We start from the raw sequence: 21,183 nt of genomic DNA, 5'->3' as shown, positions 1-21,183 counted from the left end.
TTCCACCCGAAAGTGGGTGTCACCCCTGTTTGAACCGGGAATTCTTCAGTCCGGCCGGAACTTCCGGAGTGATCAATTCCGAAGTCCACAGACTTTCCGCACAGCCTGTGGATAACTCTCCCCGGCGTGTGGATTCCTGTGGACAACGTCCCCGCCAAGTGCCGCTCTCCACAAGGGAATCCAGTCAACCAGGGATCGGCCGGCTGCCCCGTCCCAGGGAATGAGACGGCTTTTATTGACGCCGCTCGACACTCTGCGCAATTGCCCCATAACGGCACGTAAGGCGCGAGTCGCAATAGTGAGTCGTGACGCGGGAGCCGACACCGGTAGCCTTGGCCTCGTGATTGACCTTCGCCTGCTTCGTGAGGACCCCGACCGTGTGCGCGCGTCCCAGCGCGCCCGTGGAGAGGACGTCGCGCTCGTCGACTCCCTCCTGTCTGCCGACGAGCGGCGCAGGTCCTCCGGCGTCCGCTTCGACGAGCTGCGCGCCGAGCAGAAGCAGCTCGGCAAGCTGATCCCCAAGGCCGGCGCCGAGGAGAAGGCCGAGCTGCTGGCGCGTGCCGAGCAGCTGAAGGCCGACGTCAAGGCGGCCGACGCCGAGCGCGACGCGGCCGACGCCGAGACCCAGCAGCTGCTGCTCCGGCTCGGCAACCTCGTCCACCCCGACGTGCCCGTCGGCGGCGAGGAGGACTTCGTCACGCTGGAGACGCACGGCACGATCCGCGACTTCGGTGCCGAGGGCTTCGATCCCAAGGACCACCTGGAGCTGGGCCAGATCCTCGGCGCGATCGACGTCGAGCGCGGCGCCAAGGTCTCCGGCTCCCGCTTCTACTTCCTCACCGGTGTCGGCGCCCTGCTGGAGCTGGCCCTGGTGAACGCGGCGATCGCGCAGGCCACCGAGGCCGGCTTCACGCCGATGCTCACCCCGGCGCTGGTGCGCCCGCAGTCCATGGCCGGCACCGGCTTCCTCGGTCAGGCGGCCCAGGACGTCTACCACCTCGACAAGGACGACCTGTACCTGGTCGGCACCTCCGAGGTCCCGCTCGCGGCGTACCACATGGACGAGATCATCGACGCCGACCGGCTGCCGCTGCGCTACGCGGGCTTCTCCCCGTGCTTCCGCCGCGAGGCCGGCTCGCACGGCAAGGACACGCGAGGCATCTTCCGCGTGCACCAGTTCGACAAGGTCGAGATGTTCTCGTACGTCGCTCCCGAGGACTCGCAGCAGGAGCACAAGCGCCTGCTGGAGTGGGAGAAGCAGTGGCTGACCTCGCTGGAGCTGCCGTTCCGGGTGATCGACGTCGCCTCCGCCGACCTCGGCTCCTCGGCCTCGCGTAAGTACGACTGCGAGGCGTGGATCCCGACCCAGGGCAAGTACCGCGAGCTGACCTCGACCTCGGACTGCACCGAGTTCCAGTCCCGCCGGCTGCAGATCCGCGTCCGTGACGGCAAGCAGGTCAAGCCGCTGGCCACGCTCAACGGCACGCTGTGCGCCGTCCCGCGCACGATCGTGGCGATCCTGGAGAACCACCAGCAGGCCGACGGCTCGGTGTACGTCCCCAAGGTGCTGCGTCCGTACCTCGGCGGCCGGGAGGTCCTGGAGCCGGTCGCCAAGTGAGCGCCGGATTCCCGTTCCGACTCATCGCCACCGACCTCGACGGAACGCTCCTGCGTTCCGACGAGTCGATCTCGCAGCGCACCCGTGAGGCGCTCGCCGCGGCCACCGCGGCGGGCGCGGCGCACATCGTCGTCACCGGCCGCGCGGCCCCTTGGACCCGGCACATCCTCGACGACCTCGGCTACGACGGCCTCGCCGTCTGCGCCCAGGGCGCGCAGGTGTACGACGCCGGGGCGCACCGCCTGCTGACGTCCGTGACCCTGGACCGGCAGCTGGCGGGCGTGGCCCTGGCGAAGATCGAGGCCGAGGTCGGTCCGCTGTACCTGGCGGCGAGCCGGGACGGGCTGGACGGCGAGGTGCTGGTGGGGCCGGGGTACACGGTCACGGGCGCCCTCCCCGCCACCCCCTTCACGGACGCGTCCGACCTCTGGGCCGCCCCGCTGAACAAGATCTACATCCAGCACCCGACGCTGAGCGCCGACGAGCTGACGGAGGCGGCCCGCCGGGCGGCCGGCGGATTCGTCACGGTCGCCATGGCCGGCGAGCACATCGTGGAGCTGCTCCCCCTCGGCCTGTCCAAGGCCACGGGCCTGTCCCTGGCGGCCCGCCGCCTGGGCATGAAGGCCGCGGACACCATCGCCTTCGGCGACATGCCCAACGACATCCCGATGTTCGCCTGGGCGTCCCGAGGCGTGGCCATGGCCAACGCCCACGACGAACTGCGAGCAGTGGCGGACGAGATCACGACCTCCAACGAGGAGGACGGGATCGCGGTGGTGCTGGAGCGGTTGCTGGGCTGAGCGTTTGGTCTCTTCTGCGCTGAGCTTTCAGCTTCTTCTGCGGAGGATGCACGGATCGAACGTGCGCGGGGTTTCCCCCGACCACGGCTTAGCAAGCCGGTGCCTTACCACTCGGCCAATCCTCCGGGTGGGCGGCCCACGCGAGAGACACATCGCGTGCTCGAAGCGGCCGCCCCGGGCAGCTCCCTCGGCTCCACGGAGGGGTAGCGATTACTCCGGAGCCTGCCTCGGGCTGCCCTGTCGGGAGCTGGACGTACTGCCGTGCATGGACATCGCCCTGCTCCTCTCCCAGAACGTGGCGCCGGGGCTTCCCGGCGGTGCGGACACCAACCACTGTGCCCGCACCCCGAGTTGACCGCCACTGAATTACCGGCGGCGCCACCTGCGCCGACGCGCCTTGCTGAAGAACCAGCCCGCCGGCGGGTCGTCGGACCGCCACGGCTGCGGCTCCGGTCCCTCGGCGCGCCAGCGGGCGGCGAGCATACGGGCCCGGGCGGACGGCTCGGAGGTCTCGGCGGCCGCGACGAACGCCTCGTCCAGGACCAGCTCGTCCCAGACGTCACCGCCGGGCCGCCCTCGTCCCTCGTGCTGCGGGATCTCCTCTGCCATCTGCGGCCTCCTAGCCGTACATCCGCTTTGCCCAGTGTGCCCGGACCGAGGTGAAGCCCCCGTCAAGATCGGGACCGGTCACTCCTCGCCGGCGAGCGTCAGCGTCCGCAGCTTCTGGCCGGCGTACCACGTGGCGAGCACGGTGACCACGACCAGCAGCACCGTCGCCGTGGGCAGTCCGACGTCCGAGGTCACCAGGTCCCCGCCGGCCACCTTGTGGGCGACGGCGAGCGACCACTGCTGGACGCTCAGCGTGCGTGCGCCGGACACCAGGGAGCCGAACAGGGCCTCCCAGACGAGGGCGTAGACGAGACCGAACACCACCGCGTGCCGGGACACCGTGCCGAGCAGCAGGAACATCGCCGCGTAGGCGATCGACGCGACCAGTGCGGCCACCGTGTAGGCGACGGCGATCTGCTGGCCGTTGCCATTGAGGATGAAGCCCGCGATGAGCGTCGGCAGGGCCGAGAACACCATCGTCACGGCGATCGCCACGATCAGCTTGGTGAAGATGATCGTCGGGCGCTTCACCGGCTTGGCCAGCAGGTAGACGACGGAGCCGTCGTCGATCTCCGGGCCGATCGCACCCGTGCCCGCGATGACGCCGATGATCGGCACCATCGTGGCGAGTGCCAGCCCGCCCAGCAGGTCAGAGGCTGTCTGGTCGTCGGCGCCCGCGAGGCCGCGGACGACGACGGAGATCGCGATCAGCAGAAGTGGCAGGGCGCCCAGGATGAGAGCCCGGCGACGGCCGAGCAGGGCCCGGTAGGTGAGCCGGGCGACTGTGGGGTCGTACATATTCGGCCTCCTACGCCGCGACCAGGTACGAGAACACGGACTCGAGGGACTCGTCGGACGGCGAGACCGTGAGCAGCCGGATGCCGTGGTCGCGGGCGACCTTCGGCAGCAGGGCGGTGAAGCGGCCGAAGTCGACGGCCTGGATGCGCAGGGCGCCCTCGGTGTGGTCGACCTCGATGCCGGACGTCGACGGGTCGGCGATCAGCGCGGCCGCGAGGGCGCGGTCGTCGCTGGAGCGCACCAGGTAGCGGTGCGGGCGGTCGGTCATCAGGCGGCGGATCTTGCGGAAGTCGCCGCTGGCCGCGTGCCGCCCGGCGACGACGACCTCGATGTGCCGGGCGAGCTGCTCGACCTCTTCGAGGATGTGGGACGAGAACAGCACCGTGCGGCCCTCGTCGCCCATGCGCCGCAGCAGCTCCATGAGCTGCATCCGCTGGCGCGGGTCCATGCCGTTGAAGGGCTCGTCCAGCAGGAGCAGCGACGGGTCGTGCACCAGGGCGCTCGCCATCTTCACGCGCTGGCGCATGCCCTTGGAGTACGTCGAGATCTTGCGGTCCTGCGCGTACTCCATCTCAACCGTGGCCAGGGCCCGCTGGGCGGCCTTCGCGCCCAGTCCGTGCAGCTCGGCGTTGGCGACGACGAACTCACGTCCGGTGAGGAAGTCGTACATCGCCTCGCGCTCGGGGACGATGCCGATGTGCTTGTAGATGGCCTCGTTGCGCCACACCGGCTGCCCGTCGAGGGTGACGGTGCCGGTGGAGGGGGCCAGGAAGCCGCCCATCATGTTGATGAGGGTGGACTTTCCGGCGCCGTTCGGGCCGAGCAGGCCGGTGACGCCGGGGCCGATGGTCATCGTGATGTCGTTGACGGCGACCACGTTGCCGAACCAGCGGGAGACGTGGTCGATGGAGAGCGTGGTCACAGTCCCACCTTCCGGTAGCGGCGCAGCAGGAGGCCGTAGCTGGCGGCGATGAGGCCCAGGACGACGAGAACGTAGACCACGCCCTCCCCGTTCGTGGGTCCGACCGCTCCGGGGAACGCCGAGGTCGCGCCCAGGAACGCGGACTGCACTCCGTCGATGAGGGTGACGGGCGAGAAGAGGCCGATCCAGGGGATGGCGCCGGTGCTGTTCTGCGCCTCGGCGATGGCCTGGAGCGTGGAGACGGCGCCGTAGGAGATCGTCATGACGGCGATGACGGCCGCGATGCCGAAGCCGCGCCGCGGGGTCACCGAGGCGATGACCAGGCCGATACCGGCGAAGAGCAACGAGAGCAGTGTCACGGAGACGAGTCCCTGTGCGAATCCCTTGGTCTGGTCGGCGAAGTCGAGCTTGGCCAGCAGCGCGCCGATGTAGAGCACGAGCAGCGGGGCCGCGGTGAGGACGAACAGCGCGGAGGCCAGCGCCGCGTACTTCGCCCGCACGTAGTCGGCGGTCTCGATCGGCCGCGAGAAGTACAGCGGCACGGTCTTGAAGCGCAGGTCGCGCGAGACGGACTGGGGCGCCTGCGAGGCGACGTACAGGCTGATGACGGCCTGCATGAGGATCGCGTAGCGCGTGTAGTCGACGGGCAGGTCCTTCGCCTTGGTGGCGACGGCGACCGCGACCATGATGGCCGCGGGCACGCACATCACCACGAACAGCAGCATCGGCAGCACCTTGGACTTGACCGACCGGCCGAGGCCGTACGCGCCGCGCAGGGACTGCGAGTAGAGCGAGCGGGTGGCGTAGGTGCGGCCGAGTCGGGGGCCGTCGTAGGTGCGGTAGCCGATGTTGTGGATGCGGGTCTGGTCACCCGACGGTGCGACGGGGGTCCGCACGGGCTGCTCAACTGCCATGGACGGCCGCCTCCTTCCGCTCTTCTGCCTCGCTCGTGAAGACCTCCGAGATGTGGTGCCGGCGCTGCTCCATGCGCACCAGGCCGAGGCCCAGGTCGGCGACGATGTCGCGCACCAGGTCGTACGTCTCCTCGCCCTGCGCGGTGAGCAGCAGGATGTGCCCGGCGCCCGGGAGGCCGCTGCTGTCGTGGGTGTCCACTCCGCGCGCGTGGAGCGCCTCGCGGACCGCGCGGGTGCCGTCGGGGTGTTCGTCGCTGTCGGTGACCTCGATCGCGAGGGTCGTCGTGGTCTGTGTGAAGTCGGTGGTGGAGCTGGAGCGCAGCAGCTTGCCGCCGTCGACCACGACGACGTGGTCGCAGGTGCGCTCGAGTTCGCCCAGCAGGTGGGAGGTGACCAGGACCGAGATGCCGAAGTCGGTGTGGATGCGGCGGATCAGGCCGAGCATCTCGTCGCGGCCGACCGGGTCGAGGCCGTTGGTCGGCTCGTCCAGGAAGACCAGCTGCGGGTCGTGCACCAGGGCCTGGGCAAGCTTCACGCGCTGCTTCATGCCGGTGGAGTAGCCGCCGATGGGGCGGTAGCGCTCCTCGTACAGGCCGACATGGCGCAGGGTGTCCGCGGTGCGCTCGCGCGCGGCGGTGGGCGGCAGGCCGGACATGCGTGCCATGTGGACGACGAACTCGGTGGCCGAGACGTCGGGCGGCAGGCAGTCGTGCTCCGGCATGTAGCCCACGCGCTCACGGATGGCGGCGCCTTTGGTGGCCACGTCGAGGCCGAGCACCTCGGCGCGGCCCTCCGTGGCGGGGGACAGACCCAGCAGGATCTTGATCAGGGTGGACTTGCCGGCGCCGTTGGCTCCGACGAGTCCGGTCACACCGGGTCCGATCTCCACGGACAGCCGGTCGAGCGCGGTCACCCGGGGGAACCGCTTGCTCAGGCTTTCGGTCGCGATCACAGTCACGTCTTCGACCGTAGTGATCCAGGCCACGCCAGTCGTCAGACCTCAGAGCCGTCTTGGCGTCAGACTCGAGTATTACGGGGCCCTAAGGGATCCCCCTGCCCGAGAGTTATCCACAGCCGCTCACGGAGCGTTGTCCACAGGCCTTGATCCCGCCTATTGACGCCACCTCTAACAACTGTCACATTCACCAGTGTCAAGTTACGGACGCGTACCGCAGTCGACGGCACGACGGGACGGGGCGGCATGACGACGGCAGTGAGCAGCGAACTCCCCGTGGAGTTGCAGGGGTTCAGGCGGGTGCAGCGCCTCGCCTACGAGTGCGCGGAGGCGGTCGCGGCACGCCTCGAACCAGGGGTGACCGAGCGTGAGGCGGCCCGGATGCAGCGCGAGTGGCTGCGCGAGCGGGGGGTGCGCGACTGGTTCCACCTGCCCTTCGCCTGGTTCGGTGACCGCACCGCGTTCGTGAACTTCCGCATCCCGCTGCAGTTCTTCCCGACCGACCGCGCTCTGGCGCCCGGGATGCCGTTCATCCTGGACATGGCCCCGGTCTACGAGGGATACACGGCCGACATCGGCTACTCGGGCTCACTGGGCGTCAACCCCGTGCAGGACCGGCTGATGGCCGACCTGGAGGCGCACCGCGAGCTGATCCTGCGCGAGGTGCGCGAGCGGCGGCCGCTGCGCGAGATATACGAGGACGTGGACCGCCTGATGGTCCGCCAGGGCTACGCCAACCGGCACCGGGCGTACCCGTTCGGCGTGATCGCCCACAAGGTGGACCGGGTGAAGCAGCGCCGCTGGTCGCCCCATCTGTTCGGGTTCGGCACCCAGTCCCTGAAGGGTCTGGCCGCCGACGCCCTGCACGGCCACCGCGAGGGCTGGTCGCCCCTGTGGTCGCCGTACCGCTTCTCCGACCACCCGCCGCAGCCGGGCCTGTGGGCGGTCGAACCCCACCTCGGCTTCCGGGGTACGGGCGCGAAGTTCGAGGAGATCCTGGTGGTCACCGACTCCCGGGACCCCGAGCAGAGCGCGTTCTGGCTGGACGACGATCTGCCGCACGTGCGGCGCTGGGCGGAGGCGAAGTGACGACACCTTCGATGCCGAAGGGTGCGCGTGAGCGCCGGGTGCACACCGGCGGGGTCGAGCTGTGCGTGGCCGAGCTGGGTGACCCGCAGCAGCCGACGGTGGTGCTGGTGCACGGCTACCCGGACAGCAAGGAGGTCTGGTCGGAGGTCGCCGTCCGCCTCGCCGACCGCTTCCACGTCGTCCTGTACGACGTGCGGGGCCACGGCCGCTCCACGGCACCGCAGCCGCTGCGCGGCGGCTTCACCCTGACCAAGCTCACGGACGACTTCCTGGCGGTCGTGGACGCGGTGAGCCCGGACCGCCCGGTGCACCTGGTCGGCCACGACTGGGGCTCGGTGCAGTCCTGGGAGTTCGTCACGGTGGGCCGCACGGAGGGCCGTATCGCCTCCTTCACGTCGATGTCCGGCCCCTCTCTGGACCACTTCGGGCACTGGATCAACGCGCGCGTGAAGCGTCCCACGCCCCGCCGGGTGGGCCAGCTTCTCGGGCAGGGCGCCAAATCCTGGTACGTCTACCTGCTGCACACCCCCGCCCTGCCGGAACTGGCCTGGCGCGGCCCGCTCGGCAAACGCTGGCCGAAGATCCTCCAGCGGACCGAGAAGGTCCCCGGCGGCGACTACCCGACCCCGTCCCTCCCCTCCGACGCGGCGCACGGCGCCTGGCTGTACCGGGACAACGTCCGCGCCCGGCTGCTCAGGCCCCGCCCGGACGCGTACGCGCACGCGCCCGTGCAGCTCATCACGCCCCTGGGGGACGCGTTCCTGTCGGAGCGCCTGTACGACGACCTGGAGCAGTGGGTGCCGCAACTGACCCGGCGCACGCTCCCCGCCAAGCACTGGATCCCGCGCACGCGTCCCGACCAGGTGGCCGCCTGGATCGAGGAGTTCGTGACGAGCGTCGAGGGAGGCCGGCCGCAGCCCAAGGCCACCGGCCGCCACGCGGACCGGTTCGGCGGGCAGTTGGTGCTGGTCACCGGAGCGGGCAGCGGCATCGGCCGGGCCACGGCGTTCGCCTTCGCGGAGGCGGGCGCGCGCGTGGTGGCCGTCGACCGCGACGCCGAGGCCGCCGCCCGCACCGCCGAGCTGTCCCGGCTGGTCGGCGCCCCCGAGGCGTGGGCGGAGACGGCGGACGTCTCCGACGAGCAGGCCATGGAGAAGCTCGCCGAGAAGGTGCACCGCGCGTACGGCGTCCTGGACGTGCTGGTCAACAACGCGGGGATCGGCCTGTCCGGCTCCTTCTTCACCACCACGACCGACGACTGGCGCAGGGTCCTGGACGTCAACCTCTGGGGTGTGATCCACGGCTGCCGCCTCTTCGGCGCCCGCATGGCCGAGCGCGGCCAGGGCGGCCACATCGTCAACATCGCCTCGGCGGCCGCCTTCCAGCCCTCCCGGGCGCTGCCCGCCTACAGCACCTCCAAGGCGGCGGTCCTGATGCTCTCCGAGTGCCTGCGCGCCGAACTCGCCGCGCAGGACATCGGCGTCACGGCGATCTGCCCTGGCATCGTCAACACCAACATCACCTCCACGGCCCGCTTCACCGGCGTCGACGAGGCCGAGGAACGCCGCCGCCAGAAACACTCGGCCCGCCTGTACGGCCTCCGCAACTACCCACCGGAGAAGGTCGCCAAGGCGGTCCTGGACGCGGTGACCCACAACAGGGCGGTGGTACCGGTGACACCCGAGGCACGGGGCGCGCATCTCCTGTCGCGGTTCATGCCGGGGGTGTTGCGGGGGATTGCCCGGGTGGAGCCGAAGCTGTGAGCGGGAGTAGTCAGCTGCGGGCACCCGCACCGCCGTAGCTGCGGGCAATCGTGCCGCTGGGGCGGCACGGGTGGGCGCAGCGGCACCCCGCCGGCGCGGGCAAGCGAAGCCCACCCCCGCCCAGCCCCCACTCCGGCCACCAGCCGAGGAACCCCACATGACCGAACCCCCGGCCCCAAAGACCTACCGCATCGAAGACCTGGCCCACCACACCCACACCACCGTAAGAACCATCCGCGCCTACCAGGACAAAGGCCTCCTCCCCCGCCCCGAGCGCCAGGGCCGCGCCAACCTCTACTCCGACGCCCACCTCACCCGCCTCCACCAGATCACCCACCTTCTCGCCCGCGGCTACACCCTCGCCTCGATCAGGGAACTCCTGGACGCCTGGGACACCGGCCGCGGCCTGGGCGGTGTCCTGGGCCTGGTCACCGAGGTGGAGGGCCCATGGACCGACGAGGAACCGACCCGCATCACCCGCACCGAGCTGAACGCCCGCTTCGGCGGCACCCCCGACGAGGACGCCGTAACCGAGGCCGTCGAACTAGGCGTACTGGAACCGCTGGCCGACGACCCCGACACCTTCCTCGTGCCGAGCCCCCAAGAGCTGTCCGTCGCAGCCGAGTTGCATGCCGCCGGGGTTCCGCTCTCCGCGATCTCGGGCCACCTCAGGGAGTTGAGGGGCCAGATGGAGCACATAGCCGCCCGTTTCCTGGAGTTCACCACCGAGTACGTCTTCGCCCGCTACCTCGACGACCCCACCCACCGCACGGACGCCCACGCGGCAGAAGCGGCCTCACTGGTGCGCCGCCTCCGCCCGCTGGCCCAGCAGACGGTGGACGCCGAACTGGCACGGGCCATGCGCGCGTTCGCGGTCCAGCACCTGCGCACACGCCTCGGCGCCGAGGATTCACCGGAGCCACCCGCTCGGACCCGTTCCGTCGACCTCCCCGCAGAGACGATCAACGCTGTGGAACGCCTCGTTGGCCGCGCACACACGTCAACATTCATCGCGCTGGCTGCCGAACGAGAGGTCAGGGCAAGAACTTTGGACGACCTGGCCTCACGGACACGATCACCCAGCGAAGTTGGCGAATCCACCTAAAACGCCCGCCACTTGTCCACAGCCTCTCCAATTCGCCTGTGGATAACTGCACTTGCTTGTGGATCAAACCCGGGAGCGAAAACAACCTGCGTGATCCGCGTCTCTCCAGCACCCTGGAGGCATGGAAGAAAGACGCACCGTGAAGGTGTCGAAGTACCTCTCGAAACACCTCCGCCACCAGCCCGAGCGCATCGGCCTCACGCTCGACCCGGGCGGCTGGGTCGAGATCGACACCCTGATCGCCGCGGCCGCCGCACACGGGTTCCGCCTCACACGCGAGGAGCTGGACCACGTGGTGGCCGCCAACGACAAGCAGCGCTTCGCGATCGAGGGCACGAGGATCCGTGCCAGCCAGGGCCACACCATCGAGGTCGACCTCGGCCTGCCCCCGGCCACCCCGCCGCCGTACCTCTACCACGGCACCGTGGCGCGCAACCTGGACGCGATCCGCGCCGAGGGCCTCCGGCCCATGAGCAGGCACGACGTCCATCTCTCGGCCGACCGCGAGACCGCGACCCGGGTCGGCGCCCGCCGCGGCCGCCCCGTCGTGATCGCCGTGGACGCCGGCGCCATGCACCGCGACGGCCACGTCTTCCACGTCAGCGCGAACGGAGTGTGGCTCACCCAGGCGGTACCACCCCGCTACCTGCGGTTCTCTTGATCGATTTCGGCCATTGTCGGTGGCCCCCCGTACCCTCGGACGCATGAGTCTGCGTCTGAGCACCGTGATCCTGCCGTACCGCCGCTGGAACGAGGGCGGCCGTTCGGCCTGGGTGCGGGCCGAGCAGCTCGGCTTCCACACCGCGTACACCTACGACCACCTGTCCTGGCGCAGCTTCCGCGACGGCCCGTGGTTCGGCGCCGTACCGACGCTGACCGCCGCCGCGGCCGCCACCGACCGGCTCCGCCTCGGCACGCTGGTCACCTCGCCGAACTTCCGGCACCCGGTGACCCTCGCCAAGGAGCTGATCTCCCTGGACGACATCTCCGGCGGCCGCATCACCCTGGGCGTCGGCGCCGGCGGCACCGGCTTCGACGCGACGGCCCTCGGCCAGGAGCCGTGGACGCCGCGCGAGCGCGCCGACCGGTTCGCCGAGTTCGTGCCGCTGCTCGACCGGCTGCTCACCGAGGACGCGGTGACGTACGAGGGCCGGTTCTACTCGGCGCACGAGGCGCGCAACATCCCCGGCTGTGTGCAGCGGCCCCGGCTGCCCTTCGCGGTGGCGGCCACCGGCCCGCGCGGACTCAAGCTCGCCGCGCGGTACGGACAGGCGTGGGTGACCACGGGCGACCCGAAGCTGTACGAGAGCGGCACGCCGGACCAGTCGGTCGAGGCGCTGCGCGGACAGCTGGAGAAGCTGTCCGAGACCTGCGCGTCGATCGGACGGGACGTGACCGGGCTGGAGAAGGTCCTGCTCACCGGCTTCACCCCGGACCGCGGCCGGCCGCTCGAATCCCTGGACGCCTTCGTGGACTTCGCCGGGCGCCACCAGGAGCTGGGCTTCACCGAGATCGTGATCCACTGGCCCATCCCGGACTCGGACTTCGCCGCGGACGAGAAGGTCTTCGAGCGGATCGCCATGGAGGCGCCCGCCCAGCTCGCCTGACCGGGTGACAGACGTCGTCCGTCGGCCATGTGCGATGTGTCAGTGGACTCATCTGTGCGGACTTCCGCACGGGCGTGCTGGCATATGCGTGAGAATGGCCCGGTGACCTCAGCGACCAGACAGCCCGGGACCCCGGCCGCCGCTCTACCGCCGCGGCTGATCGCCACCGACCTCGACGGCACTCTCCTGCGCGACGACAAGTCGGTCTCCCCGAGGACGGTCGCGGCGCTGGCCGCCGCCGAGGCCGCGGGCATCGAGGTCTTCTTCGTCACCGGCCGCCCGGCCCGCTGGATGGACGTCGTCAGCGAGCACGTCCACGGTCACGGCCTGGCGATCTGCGGCAACGGCGCCGCCGTGGTCGACCTGCACGGCGGCCCCGGCGCCCACCGCTTCGTGAAGGTGCGCGAACTGGCCCGGGAGAACGCGCTGGACGCCGTACGGCTGCTGCGCTCCGCCGCACCCGGCACGGTGTTCGCGGTCGAGCAGACGTACGGCTTCCACCAGGAACCGGCCTATCCCAAGCTGCACATGGAGATACCGGACAACCTCCTGCCCGCCGAGGCTCTCCTCGCGGCCGACGGCCCGGACGCCGACCAGCCCGTGCTCAAGATCCTGGCCTACCACCCCGACCTCGACCCGGACGCCTTCCTCACCCTCGCCCGGCTCGCGGTCGGCGACCGCGCCAACGTCACCCGCTCCAGCCCCAGCGCCCTGCTGGAACTCAGTGGCCCGAGCGTCTCCAAGGCCAGCACGCTCGCCCTGTGCTGCGCCGAGCGCGGCATCACGCCCGAGGAGGTCGTCGCCTTCGGGGACATGCCCAACGACGTCGAGATGCTGACCTGGGCCGGCCAGTCGTACGCGATGGGCAACGCCCACCCGGACGTCATCGCCGCCGCCTCAGGCCGTACGGTCGCCAACAACGAGGACGGCGTGGCGGTCGTGATCGAACGGATGATCGCCGAACGCGTCTGACCCCGCCCCGCCGGCAGAGGGCCGCCGGCAGGGCGCCTCACGTTCTGTCGCGGACACTCGGGCGAGGCACCCGTACGCCCGTCACCGCGCTCCCGCCAGCTCCTCCGCCGCCGCCTCCCGCAGCACCAGGTCCCGCAGCGGCCCGTCCACGGCGGCCAGCTCCGCGTACCGCCCCCGCTGCACCACCCGGCCCGCGTCGAGCACGACCACCTCGTCGACCGCGTCGAGCCCGGCCAGCCGGTGGGTGATCAGCAGGGTCGTACGGCCCTCTGTGGCGGCCAGCAGATCCGCGGTGAGCGCGTCCGCCGTCGGCAGGTCCAGGTGCTCGGCGGGCTCGTCCAGGACGAGGACCGGGAAGTCGGCGAGGAGCGCGCGGGCCAGCGCGAGGCGCTGCCGCTGCCCGCCGGACAGCCGCGCCCCGTGCTCGCCGACGAACGTGTCCAGCCCGTCGGGCAGCCCGTCCACCCAGTCCAGCAGCCGGGCCCGGGCCAGCGCGTCGCGCAGGTCGGCCTCGGTGGCGTCCTTCTTCGCGAGCAGCAGGTTCTCGCGCACGCTGCTGTCGAAGAGGTGCGCGTCCTGCGCGCACAGCCCGACCAGCCGCCGTACGTCGTCACCGGCCAGCGCGTACGCGTCCACACCGGCGAGCGTGTACGAGCCCTCCTGCGGGTCGAGGAACCGCAGAAGCACCTGGGCGAGGGTCGTCTTACCGGAGCCGGAAGGACCGACCACGGCGATCCGGCGGCCCTGCTCCAGCGTGAGGTCGAGTCCGGCGAGCGCGTCCTGGTGCTGCCCCGCGTGCCGGGCGCCCAGGCCCCTGACCACGACCGGGAAGGGTGAGGCGGGCGCCTGCCGGGGCTGCTCCGGCTCGCGTACGGGCTCCGGGGCGTCCAGTACCTCGTACACGCGCTCCGCGCTCCGGCGCACCCGCTGCCGGTAGCGCACGGCGAGCGGCAGCCCCAGTACGGCCTCGAAGGCGGCCAGCGGGGTGAGGACCACCACGGCCATCGCCACGCCACCGAGCCGGCCGGCGGCCACCGCCTGGGCGCCGAGCAGGGCGGAGGCGGTGACGGTCAGGCCGGAGATCAGCGCGGTGAGGCCGTCACCGAGTGCGGTGACGGCGGCGGCGCGCGAGGCGATCCGGGTGAGCGTGCCGTCGGCCTGCCGGGCAGCGGTGGTACGGGCCGGCAGCGCGCCGGCGACGGTCAGCTCGGCGGTGCCGGTGAGCAGGTCGGTCACCCGGGTCGCGAGCACTCCGCGGGCGGGCGCCAGCCGCCGCTCGGTCCGCCGGGCCGCGGCCGCGGTGACCAGGGGGACACCGACACCGGCCGCGAGGAGCCCCGCCGCGAGGGCGGCTCCGGCCTCGGGCAGCAGCCAGGCCGTGAAGGCGACCGAGGCGGTGGAGACGGCGACCGCGACGCCGGCGGGCAGCAGCCAGCGCAGCCAGTAGTCCTGGAGCGCGTCGACGTCGGCGACCAGCCGGGAGAGCAGATCGCCGCGGCGGGCCGTACGCAGCCCCGCGGGCGCCAGCCGCTCCAGCCGCCGGTAGACGGCGACCCGGGTGTCGGCCAGCATCCGCAGCACGGCGTCGTGCGACACCAGCCGCTCGGCGTACCGGAAGACGGCCCGCCCGATCCCGAAGGCCCGCGTCGCCGTCACCGCCACCATCAGATACAGCACCGGCGGCTGCTGCGAGGCCCGCGAGATCAGCCATCCGGAGGTGGCCATCAGCCCGACGGCACTACCGAGCGCCAGGCTCCCGAGCAGCAGAGCGAGCAGAAGCCGTCCACGCCGGGGACCGGCCAGGCCCCGGACCCGGGCAAGCGCACTCCGATATCGCGTCGGGGGCTGCTCTGTCGGGCCACCTACCAGGTGACCGAGTCCGGTGGCGGGTGGGCTGAGGCGGGCGTCCGTGAGCGCCCTGGGAGGCCGGCTGCCGCTCCGGGCCGCCATCGGTTCCGCCCCCTCCAGCCGCACCACCCGGTCGGCCACCGCAAGAAGCGCCGGCCGATGCACAACGAGCAGCACCGTGCGCCCCACCGCAAGCCGCCGCACCGCCGCCACAACATCCGCCTCGGTAGCCCCGTCCAGCGCCGCGGTCGGCTCGTCCAGCAACAGCACGGGCCGGTCGGCGAGGAAGGCCCGGGCCAGCGCGAGCCGCTGCCGCTGCCCCGCGGACAGCCCGGCCCCGTCCTCGCCGAGCACCGTGTCGGCCCCCTCGGGCAGCGCGTCCACGAACTCCAGCGCGCCCGCGTCCCGCAGCGCCCGGCGTACCGCGGTGTCGTCCGCGTCGGGCCGGGCCAGGCGGACGTTCTCGGTGATGGTCCCGACGTACAGGTGCGGCCGCTGCGGTACCCACGCGATGCGCGACCGCCACTCCTCGAGGTCGACGTCCGCGAGATCGGCTCCCCCGACCCGCACCCGGCCCTCGGCGGGCCGTACGAACCCCATCAGCACATTCAGCAGCGTCGACTTGCCCGCGCCGCTCGGTCCGACCAGCGCCAGCGTCTCGCCGGGCTCGACGGTGAACGACACGTCGGTCACGGCATCCGCCGACCGCCCCGGATAGCGGACCGTCACCCCGTCGAAGGCCACCGGACCCTCGGGCACCACCGCGGTGCCGGACGCCGGTACCGGCGTCTCCAGCACGGCGAAGATCTCCTCCGCGGCGGCCAGTCCCTCCGCCGCCGCGTGGTACTGCGCTCCCACCTGGCGCAGCGGAAGATACGCCTCGGGCGCCAGCACCAGGATGACCAGGCCGATGTACAGGTCCATGTCGCCGTGCACCAGACGCATGCCGATCGTCACGGCGACCAGCGCGACCGACAGCGTGGCCAGCAGCTCCAGCGCGAACGAGGAGAGGAACGCGATCCGCAGGGTCCGCAGGGTGGCCTGGCGGTACTCGCCGGTGATCCGGCGGATGGACTCGGCCTGCGCCTTCGCCCGGCCGAACACCTTCAGCGTGGGCAACCCGGCGACCACGTCCAGGAAGTGGCCCGACAGCCGGGACAGCAGGCTCCACTGACGGTCCATCCGGGACTGGGTGGCCCAGCCGATCAGCATCATGAACAGGGGGATCAGCGGCAGGGTGCCGACGATGATCGCCGCCGATACCCAGTCCTCGGTGACGATCCGCGCCAGCACGGCCACCGGGACGACCACCGCGAGTCCCAGCTGGGGGAGATAGCGCGAGAAGTAGTCGTCGAGGGCGTCGACCCCACGGGTGGCCAGGGTGACCAGCGAGCCGGTCCGCTGCCCGCTCAGCCACCCGGGGCCCAGCAGAGCGGCGCGCTCCAGCAGCCGCCCCCGCAGCTCCGACTTCACGGCCGCGTTCGCCCGGTGTGCCGCGAGTTCGGTGAGCCACGCGACAACCGATCGTCCCACGGCCACGGCCGCCAACAGCAGCAGGGGAGTGCGCAGTTCAGCGACCGACTGCCCGTGCTGGAAAGCACCGACCACCACTTCGGCGATGAGCATCGCCTGGGCGATGACGAGTCCGGCCCCGAGGGCGCCGAGGGCGACGACCGCCACCAGGAAGAGACGGGTGGCGCGGGCGTAGTGCAGAAGGCGTGGATCGATTGGTTTCACGTGAAACATGCCCTTCGGCCCAGAGGGCGTGTTTCACGTGAAACACACCCTCGGTGGACTCAGTGTGCGGCAGCGTCAGGAGCGATGTGCTGCGTGCCGATCCGCTTGCGGAACACCCAGTAGGTCCAGCTCTGGTAGAGCAGAACGATCGGCGTGGCGATGGCCGCGCACCACGTCATGATCTTCAGGGTGTACGGGCTCGACGAGGCGTTGGTGACCGTCAGGCTCCAGTCCCCGTTGAGCGTGGACGGCATGACGTTCGGGAAGAGCGACAGGAAGAGCATCGCCACGGACGCCACGATGGTCACGCCGGACAGTGCGAACGACCATCCCTCGCGCCCCGCCTGATTGGCCACCAGAGCGGCCACCAGGGCGGCGACCGCCACGATCAGGGCCACCAGGCTCTTGCCGTCACCGTTGTCGGCCTGCGTCCACAGCAGGAAGACGAGCGCCAGGACGGCCGTGACGAGACCGACCCACAGCGCCAGCTTCCGTGCCCGCAGCCGGATGTCCCCGACGGTCTTCAGCGCCGTGAAGACCGCCCCGTGGAAGGTGAAGAGCGTCAGCGTCACCAGACCGCCGAGCAGGGCGTAGGGGTTGAACAGGTCCCCGAGGGTGCCGACGTACTCGAAGTGCTGGTCGATCTTCACGCCCCGCACGATGTTCCCGAAGGCCACGCCCCACAAGAACGCCGGGATGAGCGAGGTCCAGAAGATCGCATGCTCCCAGTTGCGCTGCCAGTTCTCCTCGGGCCGCTTCGCCCGGTACTCGAAGGCCACACCCCGGACGATCAGGCAGACCAGGATGACCAGCAGCGGCAGATAGAAGCCGGAGAAGAGGGTGGCGTACCAGTCCGGGAAGGCGGCGAAGGTCGCACCGCCCGCCGTGAGCAGCCACACCTCGTTGCCGTCCCAGACGGGCCCGATGGTGTTGATCAGCACCCGGCGCTCGGGCCGGTTCCGGGCGAGCAGCTTGGTGAGGATGCCGACCCCGAAGTCGAAGCCCTCCAGGAAGAAGTAGCCGGTCCACAGGACGGCGATGAGGACGAACCAGACATCGTGAAGTTCCATGACTGTCCCCTCGGCCTAGTACGAGAAGGCCATCGGCTTGTCGGCGTCACGGGTGTCGCCGCCGATCTTCGTGGGCGGGTTGAGGTCGGCCTCGGTCAGTTCGGGCGGGCCGGCCTTGACGTACTTCGCGAGCAGCTTGACCTCGACGACGGCGAGGATCGCGTACAGCGTGGTGAAGACGATCATCGAGGTGAGGACCTCGCCCTGGGAGACACCGGGGGAGACCGCGTCCCGGGTCTGCAGGACGCCGTAGACGACCCACGGCTGACGGCCCATCTCGGTGAAGATCCAGCCCCAGGAGTTGGCGATCAGCGGGAAGGCCAGGGTCCAGATCGCGATGCGCCAGTACCAGATGGTCAGCTGCGGGCCGAGCGCCTGGTTCCTGAACAGCACCAGGTGCGGCACCTCGTCGTCGCCGACCCTCAGGTGCTGCGGCAGCATGAACTTCTTCCGGGTCAGCCACAGTCCGGCGAGGCCGATGGCGAAGGAGGCCATGCCGAAGCCGATCATCCAGCGGAAGCCCCAGAAGGCCACCGGGATGTTGGGCCGGTAGTCACCAGGCCCGAACTTCTGCTGCTCGGCCTTGTTGACGTCGTTGATGCCGGGGACGTACGAGGTGAAGTCGTCGTTGGCGAGGAAGGACAGCAGGCCCGGGATCTCTATCGCGACGGTGTTGTGGCCCTTCTCGACGTCGCCGTAGGCGAAGATCGAGAACGGTGCCGGCTTCTGGCCGTCCCACAGCGCCTCGGCGGCGGCCATCTTCATCGGCTGCTGCTTGAACATGACCTTGCCGAGCACGTCACCGCTGACCGCGGTGAGCATGCCGGCGATGACCACGGTGATCAGGCCGAGCCGCAGCGAGGTCTTCATCTCGCGGATGTGCTTCTTGCGGGACAGGTGGTAGGCCGAGATGCCGACCATGAAGGCGCCGCCGGTCAGGAAGGCCGCGGAGAGGGTGTGGAAGGCCTGGCTGAGCGCGGTGTTCTGGGTCAGGACATGCCAGAAGTCGGTGAGCTCCGCCCGGCCCTTCGCCTTGTTGATCCGGTAGCCGACGGGGTGCTGCATCCAGGAGTTGGCCGCCAGGATGAAGTACGCCGACAGGATCGTGCCGATCGAGACCATCCAGATGCAGGCCAGGTGGATCTTCTTCGGCAGCTTGTCCCAGCCGAAGATCCACAGCCCGATGAAGGTGGACTCGAAGAAGAACGCGATCAGAGCCTCGAAGGCGAGCGGGGCGCCGAAGATGTCACCGACGAAGCGCGAGTAGTCGGACCAGTTCATGCCGAACTGGAACTCCTGGACGATGCCGGTGACCACGCCCATCGCGATGTTGATCAGGAAGAGCTTGCCCCAGAACTTCGTCGCCCTGAGGTACTTCTCCTTCTCCGTGCGCACCCAGGCCGTCTGAAGCCCCGCGGTGAGGGCGGCCAGGGAGATCGTCAGCGGGACGAACAGGAAGTGGTAGACGGTGGTGATGCCGAACTGCCAGCGCGCCAGTGTCTCCGGCGCCAAAGCCAATTCCACGTCGTCAGCTCCTTACTCCGCCGCGATAGCGGCAGCTTGCCCCATTTGTCACGCACATCACGGGAGCAACCGGACAAGCTTGTGAACGCGTTCACATTCACAAGCCATTATGACGCACTGATTTTCGGCGAAGGAAGGGGGGTCCCCCCTCTGCCGCCGCGTCAAGGTCTTGGCAGCGACTTCAACATCTTGTTGAATTGCGCGCCATGCAGATACGTATTTCCTGGCCCGCGGGCAACACCACCGCGACCCTCGACGACACACCGACCACCCAGGCCCTGGGCAAGGCCCTGCCGCTCGCCTCCACCGCCCACACCTGGGGCAAGGAGGTCTATTTCGACACAGGTGTCTCTGTTTCACGTGAAACGGACGCCCGGCAGGTCGTGGAGCCGGGCACGGTGGCCTTCTGGACGGACGGCGACGCCCTCGCCCTCCCCTATGGGCCCACGCCCATCTCGCGAGGCGACGAGTGCCGGCTCGCGAGTCCGTGCAATGTCCTGGGTCGCCTGGACGGGGACGCCGCGGTCCTGGCGACCGTGCGGGACGGCGACCCCGTACGCGTGGAACTGATCAACGAGGAGGTACGGAACGACGAGTAGGCCCCGCGCACGCGAGGCCCACCCGGAACCGCTTCGGTGCTCCCGACGGAGCCCGCTCAGATCTCCTTGTGGAACGCTTCCGCCACCTTCAGGAAGATGTCGTTCGCCTCGGTCTCCCCGACCGTCACCCGCACACCCTCGCCCGGGAACGGCCGGACCACCACACCGTGCTCCTCGCAGGCCGCCGCGAACGCGACCGTGCGCTCCCCCAGCCGCAGCCACACGAAGTTGGCCTGGGTCTCCGGCACCGTCCAGCCCTGGGCGCGCAGCCCGTCGACCACGCGCGTGCGCTCACACACCAGCGAGCCGACCCGGCCCAGCAACTCGTCCTCGGCCCGCAGCGAGGCGATCGCCGCCTCCTGGGCGAGCTGGCTGACACCGAAGGGCACCGCCGTCTTGCGCAGCGCCGCCGCCACCGGTTCGTGCGCGATCGCAAAACCGACGCGCAGCCCGGCGAGGCCGTAGGCCTTGGAGAACGTACGCAGGACGCAGACGTTGGGGCGCTTCCGGTACAGCTCGACACCGTCGGGCACCTCGGGGTCGCGGATGAACTCCCGGTAGGCCTCGTCCAGCACCACCAGCACATCACTGGGCACCCGGTCGAGGAACCGCTCCAGCTCGGCCCGCCGCACCACCGTGCCGGTCGGGTTGTTGGGGTTGCAGACGAAGATCAGACGGGTCCGGTCGGTGATCGCCTCCGCCATCGCGTCCAGGTCATGCACATCGCCGGGCGTGAGCGGCACCGGTACCGACCGGGCGCCGCTGATCTGCGTGATGATCGGGTACGCCTCGAAGGACCGCCAGGCGTAGATCACCTCGTCGCCGGGACCACTGGTGGCCTGGATCAGCTGCTGGGCGACACCCACCGAGCCGGTGCCGGTGGCCAGGTGGGAGAGCGGGACACCGAAGCGCTCCGACAGCTCGTTCATCAGCCCGGTACAGGCCATGTCCGGGTAGCGGTTGAAGTTGGAGGCGGCCGCGGTCACGCTCTCCATCACACCGGGCAGCGGCGGATACGGGTTCTCGTTGGAGGACAGCTTGTAGGCGACCGGCCCGCCGGCCGCGGCAGGCTTGCCCGGCTTGTAGGTGGGGATACCCTCCAGCTCGGCGCGCAGCTTGGGGCTCGTCTCGCTCACCGCAGTCCTCCTCGTGACCACCGGCGGACCGTCGACGCCGCCGGCTTCCAATACTCCACACCTTATGAGGATTCGGCGCCCCTGCGAACAGGTGCGGGACAGCAAGAGGCAAACCTC

Annotated in this window: 18 protein-coding genes and 1 tRNA gene; 9 read left to right on the top strand and 10 right to left on the bottom strand. The window is 70.4% G+C overall.

Annotated elements, in window-relative coordinates; genetic code table 11:
• Positions 1 to 340 precede the first annotated feature (340 nt).
• Both serS and BEK98_RS23995 read left to right on the top strand, forming a co-directional pair.
• Positions 341 to 1,618, top strand: a complete 1,278-nt coding sequence (serS, locus tag BEK98_RS24000; protein WP_094218715.1) for a serine--tRNA ligase — start codon at positions 341 to 343, stop codon at positions 1,616 to 1,618.
• Positions 1,615 to 2,418: an HAD family hydrolase gene (locus BEK98_RS23995; protein ID WP_094218714.1), complete on the top strand. Its 804-nt coding sequence runs from the start codon at positions 1,615 to 1,617 to the stop codon at positions 2,416 to 2,418. Before serS ends, BEK98_RS23995 begins: the two co-directional genes overlap by 4 nt.
• Before the next feature lie 40 nt (positions 2,419 to 2,458).
• Here the strand turns inward: BEK98_RS23995 and BEK98_RS23990 are convergent.
• From BEK98_RS23990 to BEK98_RS23965, 6 genes are all read right to left on the bottom strand, one after another.
• Positions 2,459 to 2,543 (bottom strand) — tRNA-Ser (locus BEK98_RS23990).
• A gap of 241 nt (positions 2,544 to 2,784) precedes the next feature.
• Positions 2,785 to 3,027, bottom strand: coding sequence for an SGM_3592 family protein (locus BEK98_RS23985; RefSeq protein ID WP_094218713.1), 243 nt, complete (start codon positions 3,025 to 3,027; stop codon positions 2,785 to 2,787).
• Positions 3,028 to 3,105: 78 nt separating this feature from the next.
• Positions 3,106 to 3,825 (bottom strand): ABC transporter permease subunit, encoded by a 720-nt coding sequence (locus BEK98_RS23980; protein ID WP_094218712.1) that lies wholly within the window; start codon positions 3,823 to 3,825, stop codon positions 3,106 to 3,108.
• A gap of 10 nt (positions 3,826 to 3,835) precedes the next feature.
• Complete coding sequence (locus BEK98_RS23975) at positions 3,836 to 4,747, bottom strand: ABC transporter ATP-binding protein (protein WP_094218711.1); 912 nt, start codon at positions 4,745 to 4,747, stop codon at positions 3,836 to 3,838.
• On the bottom strand, positions 4,744 to 5,661 hold the full coding sequence (locus tag BEK98_RS23970; RefSeq protein ID WP_094218710.1) for a hypothetical protein: 918 nt from the start codon (positions 5,659 to 5,661) through the stop codon (positions 4,744 to 4,746). Before BEK98_RS23970 ends, BEK98_RS23975 begins: the two co-directional genes overlap by 4 nt.
• The gene (locus BEK98_RS23965) at positions 5,651 to 6,613 is read right to left on the bottom strand and encodes an ABC transporter ATP-binding protein (protein ID WP_094218897.1); all 963 of its coding nucleotides are present in this window, start codon (positions 6,611 to 6,613) and stop codon (positions 5,651 to 5,653) included. Before BEK98_RS23965 ends, BEK98_RS23970 begins: the two co-directional genes overlap by 11 nt.
• 249 nt (positions 6,614 to 6,862) lie before the next feature.
• Here BEK98_RS23965 and BEK98_RS23960 point away from each other — a divergent pair, with 249 nt between their 5' ends.
• The 6 genes from BEK98_RS23960 to BEK98_RS23930 all read left to right on the top strand — a co-directional run bounded on the left by BEK98_RS23960 (position 6,863) and on the right by BEK98_RS23930 (position 13,152).
• The gene (locus BEK98_RS23960) at positions 6,863 to 7,705 is read left to right on the top strand and encodes a M24 family metallopeptidase (RefSeq protein ID WP_094218709.1); all 843 of its coding nucleotides are present in this window, start codon (positions 6,863 to 6,865) and stop codon (positions 7,703 to 7,705) included.
• An 11-nt stretch (positions 7,706 to 7,716) separates the two neighbouring features.
• Positions 7,717 to 9,468 carry an SDR family oxidoreductase gene (locus BEK98_RS23955; RefSeq protein WP_094218708.1) on the top strand — a complete coding sequence of 584 codons (1,752 nt, stop codon included), beginning with the start codon at positions 7,717 to 7,719 and terminating at the stop codon, positions 9,466 to 9,468.
• 157 nt (positions 9,469 to 9,625) lie between these two features.
• Positions 9,626 to 10,573: a MerR family transcriptional regulator gene (locus BEK98_RS23945; RefSeq protein ID WP_094218707.1), complete on the top strand. Its 948-nt coding sequence runs from the start codon at positions 9,626 to 9,628 to the stop codon at positions 10,571 to 10,573.
• A 121-nt stretch (positions 10,574 to 10,694) separates the two neighbouring features.
• Positions 10,695 to 11,234, top strand: coding sequence for an RNA 2'-phosphotransferase (locus BEK98_RS23940; RefSeq protein ID WP_094218706.1), 540 nt, complete (start codon positions 10,695 to 10,697; stop codon positions 11,232 to 11,234).
• Between the two features lie 43 nt (positions 11,235 to 11,277).
• Positions 11,278 to 12,180, top strand: a complete 903-nt coding sequence (locus BEK98_RS23935) for an LLM class flavin-dependent oxidoreductase (RefSeq protein ID WP_094218705.1) — start codon at positions 11,278 to 11,280, stop codon at positions 12,178 to 12,180.
• Positions 12,181 to 12,264: 84 nt separating this feature from the next.
• Positions 12,265 to 13,152, top strand: a complete 888-nt coding sequence (locus BEK98_RS23930) for an HAD hydrolase family protein (protein WP_208643205.1) — start codon at positions 12,265 to 12,267, stop codon at positions 13,150 to 13,152.
• Positions 13,153 to 13,233: 81 nt separating this feature from the next.
• Here the strand turns inward: BEK98_RS23930 and cydD are convergent, their stop codons facing one another.
• Genes cydD through BEK98_RS23915 form a run of 3 tightly spaced genes read right to left on the bottom strand, consistent with a single transcriptional unit; the run spans position 13,234 to position 19,331 of the window.
• Positions 13,234 to 16,737: a thiol reductant ABC exporter subunit CydD gene (cydD, locus tag BEK98_RS23925; protein ID WP_094218896.1), complete on the bottom strand. Its 3,504-nt coding sequence runs from the start codon at positions 16,735 to 16,737 to the stop codon at positions 13,234 to 13,236.
• Positions 16,738 to 16,796: 59 nt separating this feature from the next.
• Positions 16,797 to 17,807, bottom strand: a complete 1,011-nt coding sequence (gene cydB, locus BEK98_RS23920) for a cytochrome d ubiquinol oxidase subunit II (RefSeq protein ID WP_094218703.1) — start codon at positions 17,805 to 17,807, stop codon at positions 16,797 to 16,799.
• A gap of 15 nt (positions 17,808 to 17,822) precedes the next feature.
• Positions 17,823 to 19,331, bottom strand: coding sequence for a cytochrome ubiquinol oxidase subunit I (locus BEK98_RS23915; RefSeq protein WP_094218702.1), 1,509 nt, complete (start codon positions 19,329 to 19,331; stop codon positions 17,823 to 17,825).
• A 206-nt stretch (positions 19,332 to 19,537) separates the two neighbouring features.
• On the opposite strand from BEK98_RS23915, the gene BEK98_RS23910 reads away from it, so the two are divergent.
• Complete coding sequence (locus BEK98_RS23910) at positions 19,538 to 19,930, top strand: cyclophilin-like fold protein (RefSeq protein WP_094218701.1); 393 nt, start codon at positions 19,538 to 19,540, stop codon at positions 19,928 to 19,930.
• Positions 19,931 to 19,986: 56 nt separating this feature from the next.
• Here the strand turns inward: BEK98_RS23910 and hisC are convergent, their stop codons facing one another.
• Positions 19,987 to 21,066 carry a histidinol-phosphate transaminase gene (gene hisC, locus BEK98_RS23905; protein ID WP_094218700.1) on the bottom strand — a complete coding sequence of 360 codons (1,080 nt, stop codon included), beginning with the start codon at positions 21,064 to 21,066 and terminating at the stop codon, positions 19,987 to 19,989.
• Between the last annotated feature and the right edge of the window lie 117 nt (positions 21,067 to 21,183).

The sequence above is a fragment of the Streptomyces diastatochromogenes genome, assembly GCF_002242805.1.
Taxonomy (GTDB): domain Bacteria; phylum Actinomycetota; class Actinomycetes; order Streptomycetales; family Streptomycetaceae; genus Streptomyces; species Streptomyces diastatochromogenes.
This window is presented reverse-complemented; position numbering and strand designations above follow the sequence as displayed.

What these genes read in the sequence shown, in the direction of transcription:
- BEK98_RS23985 (WP_094218713.1), bottom strand. Translation starts at nt 3,027, where the DNA reads ATGGCAGAGGAGATCCCGCAGCACGAGGGACGAGGGCGGCCCGGCGGT.
- BEK98_RS23980 (WP_094218712.1), bottom strand. Translation starts at nt 3,825, where the DNA reads ATGTACGACCCCACAGTCGCCCGGCTCACCTACCGGGCCCTGCTCGGC.
- BEK98_RS23970 (WP_094218710.1), bottom strand. Translation starts at nt 5,661, where the DNA reads ATGGCAGTTGAGCAGCCCGTGCGGACCCCCGTCGCACCGTCGGGTGAC.
- BEK98_RS23960 (WP_094218709.1), top strand. Translation starts at nt 6,863, where the DNA reads ATGACGACGGCAGTGAGCAGCGAACTCCCCGTGGAGTTGCAGGGGTTC.
- BEK98_RS23955 (WP_094218708.1), top strand. Translation starts at nt 7,717, where the DNA reads ATGCCGAAGGGTGCGCGTGAGCGCCGGGTGCACACCGGCGGGGTCGAG.
- BEK98_RS23945 (WP_094218707.1), top strand. Translation starts at nt 9,626, where the DNA reads ATGACCGAACCCCCGGCCCCAAAGACCTACCGCATCGAAGACCTGGCC.
- BEK98_RS23940 (WP_094218706.1), top strand. Translation starts at nt 10,695, where the DNA reads ATGGAAGAAAGACGCACCGTGAAGGTGTCGAAGTACCTCTCGAAACAC.
- BEK98_RS23935 (WP_094218705.1), top strand. Translation starts at nt 11,278, where the DNA reads ATGAGTCTGCGTCTGAGCACCGTGATCCTGCCGTACCGCCGCTGGAAC.
- BEK98_RS23930 (WP_208643205.1), top strand. Translation starts at nt 12,265, where the DNA reads ATGCGTGAGAATGGCCCGGTGACCTCAGCGACCAGACAGCCCGGGACC.
- cydB (WP_094218703.1), bottom strand. Translation starts at nt 17,807, where the DNA reads ATGGAACTTCACGATGTCTGGTTCGTCCTCATCGCCGTCCTGTGGACC.
- BEK98_RS23910 (WP_094218701.1), top strand. Translation starts at nt 19,538, where the DNA reads ATGCAGATACGTATTTCCTGGCCCGCGGGCAACACCACCGCGACCCTC.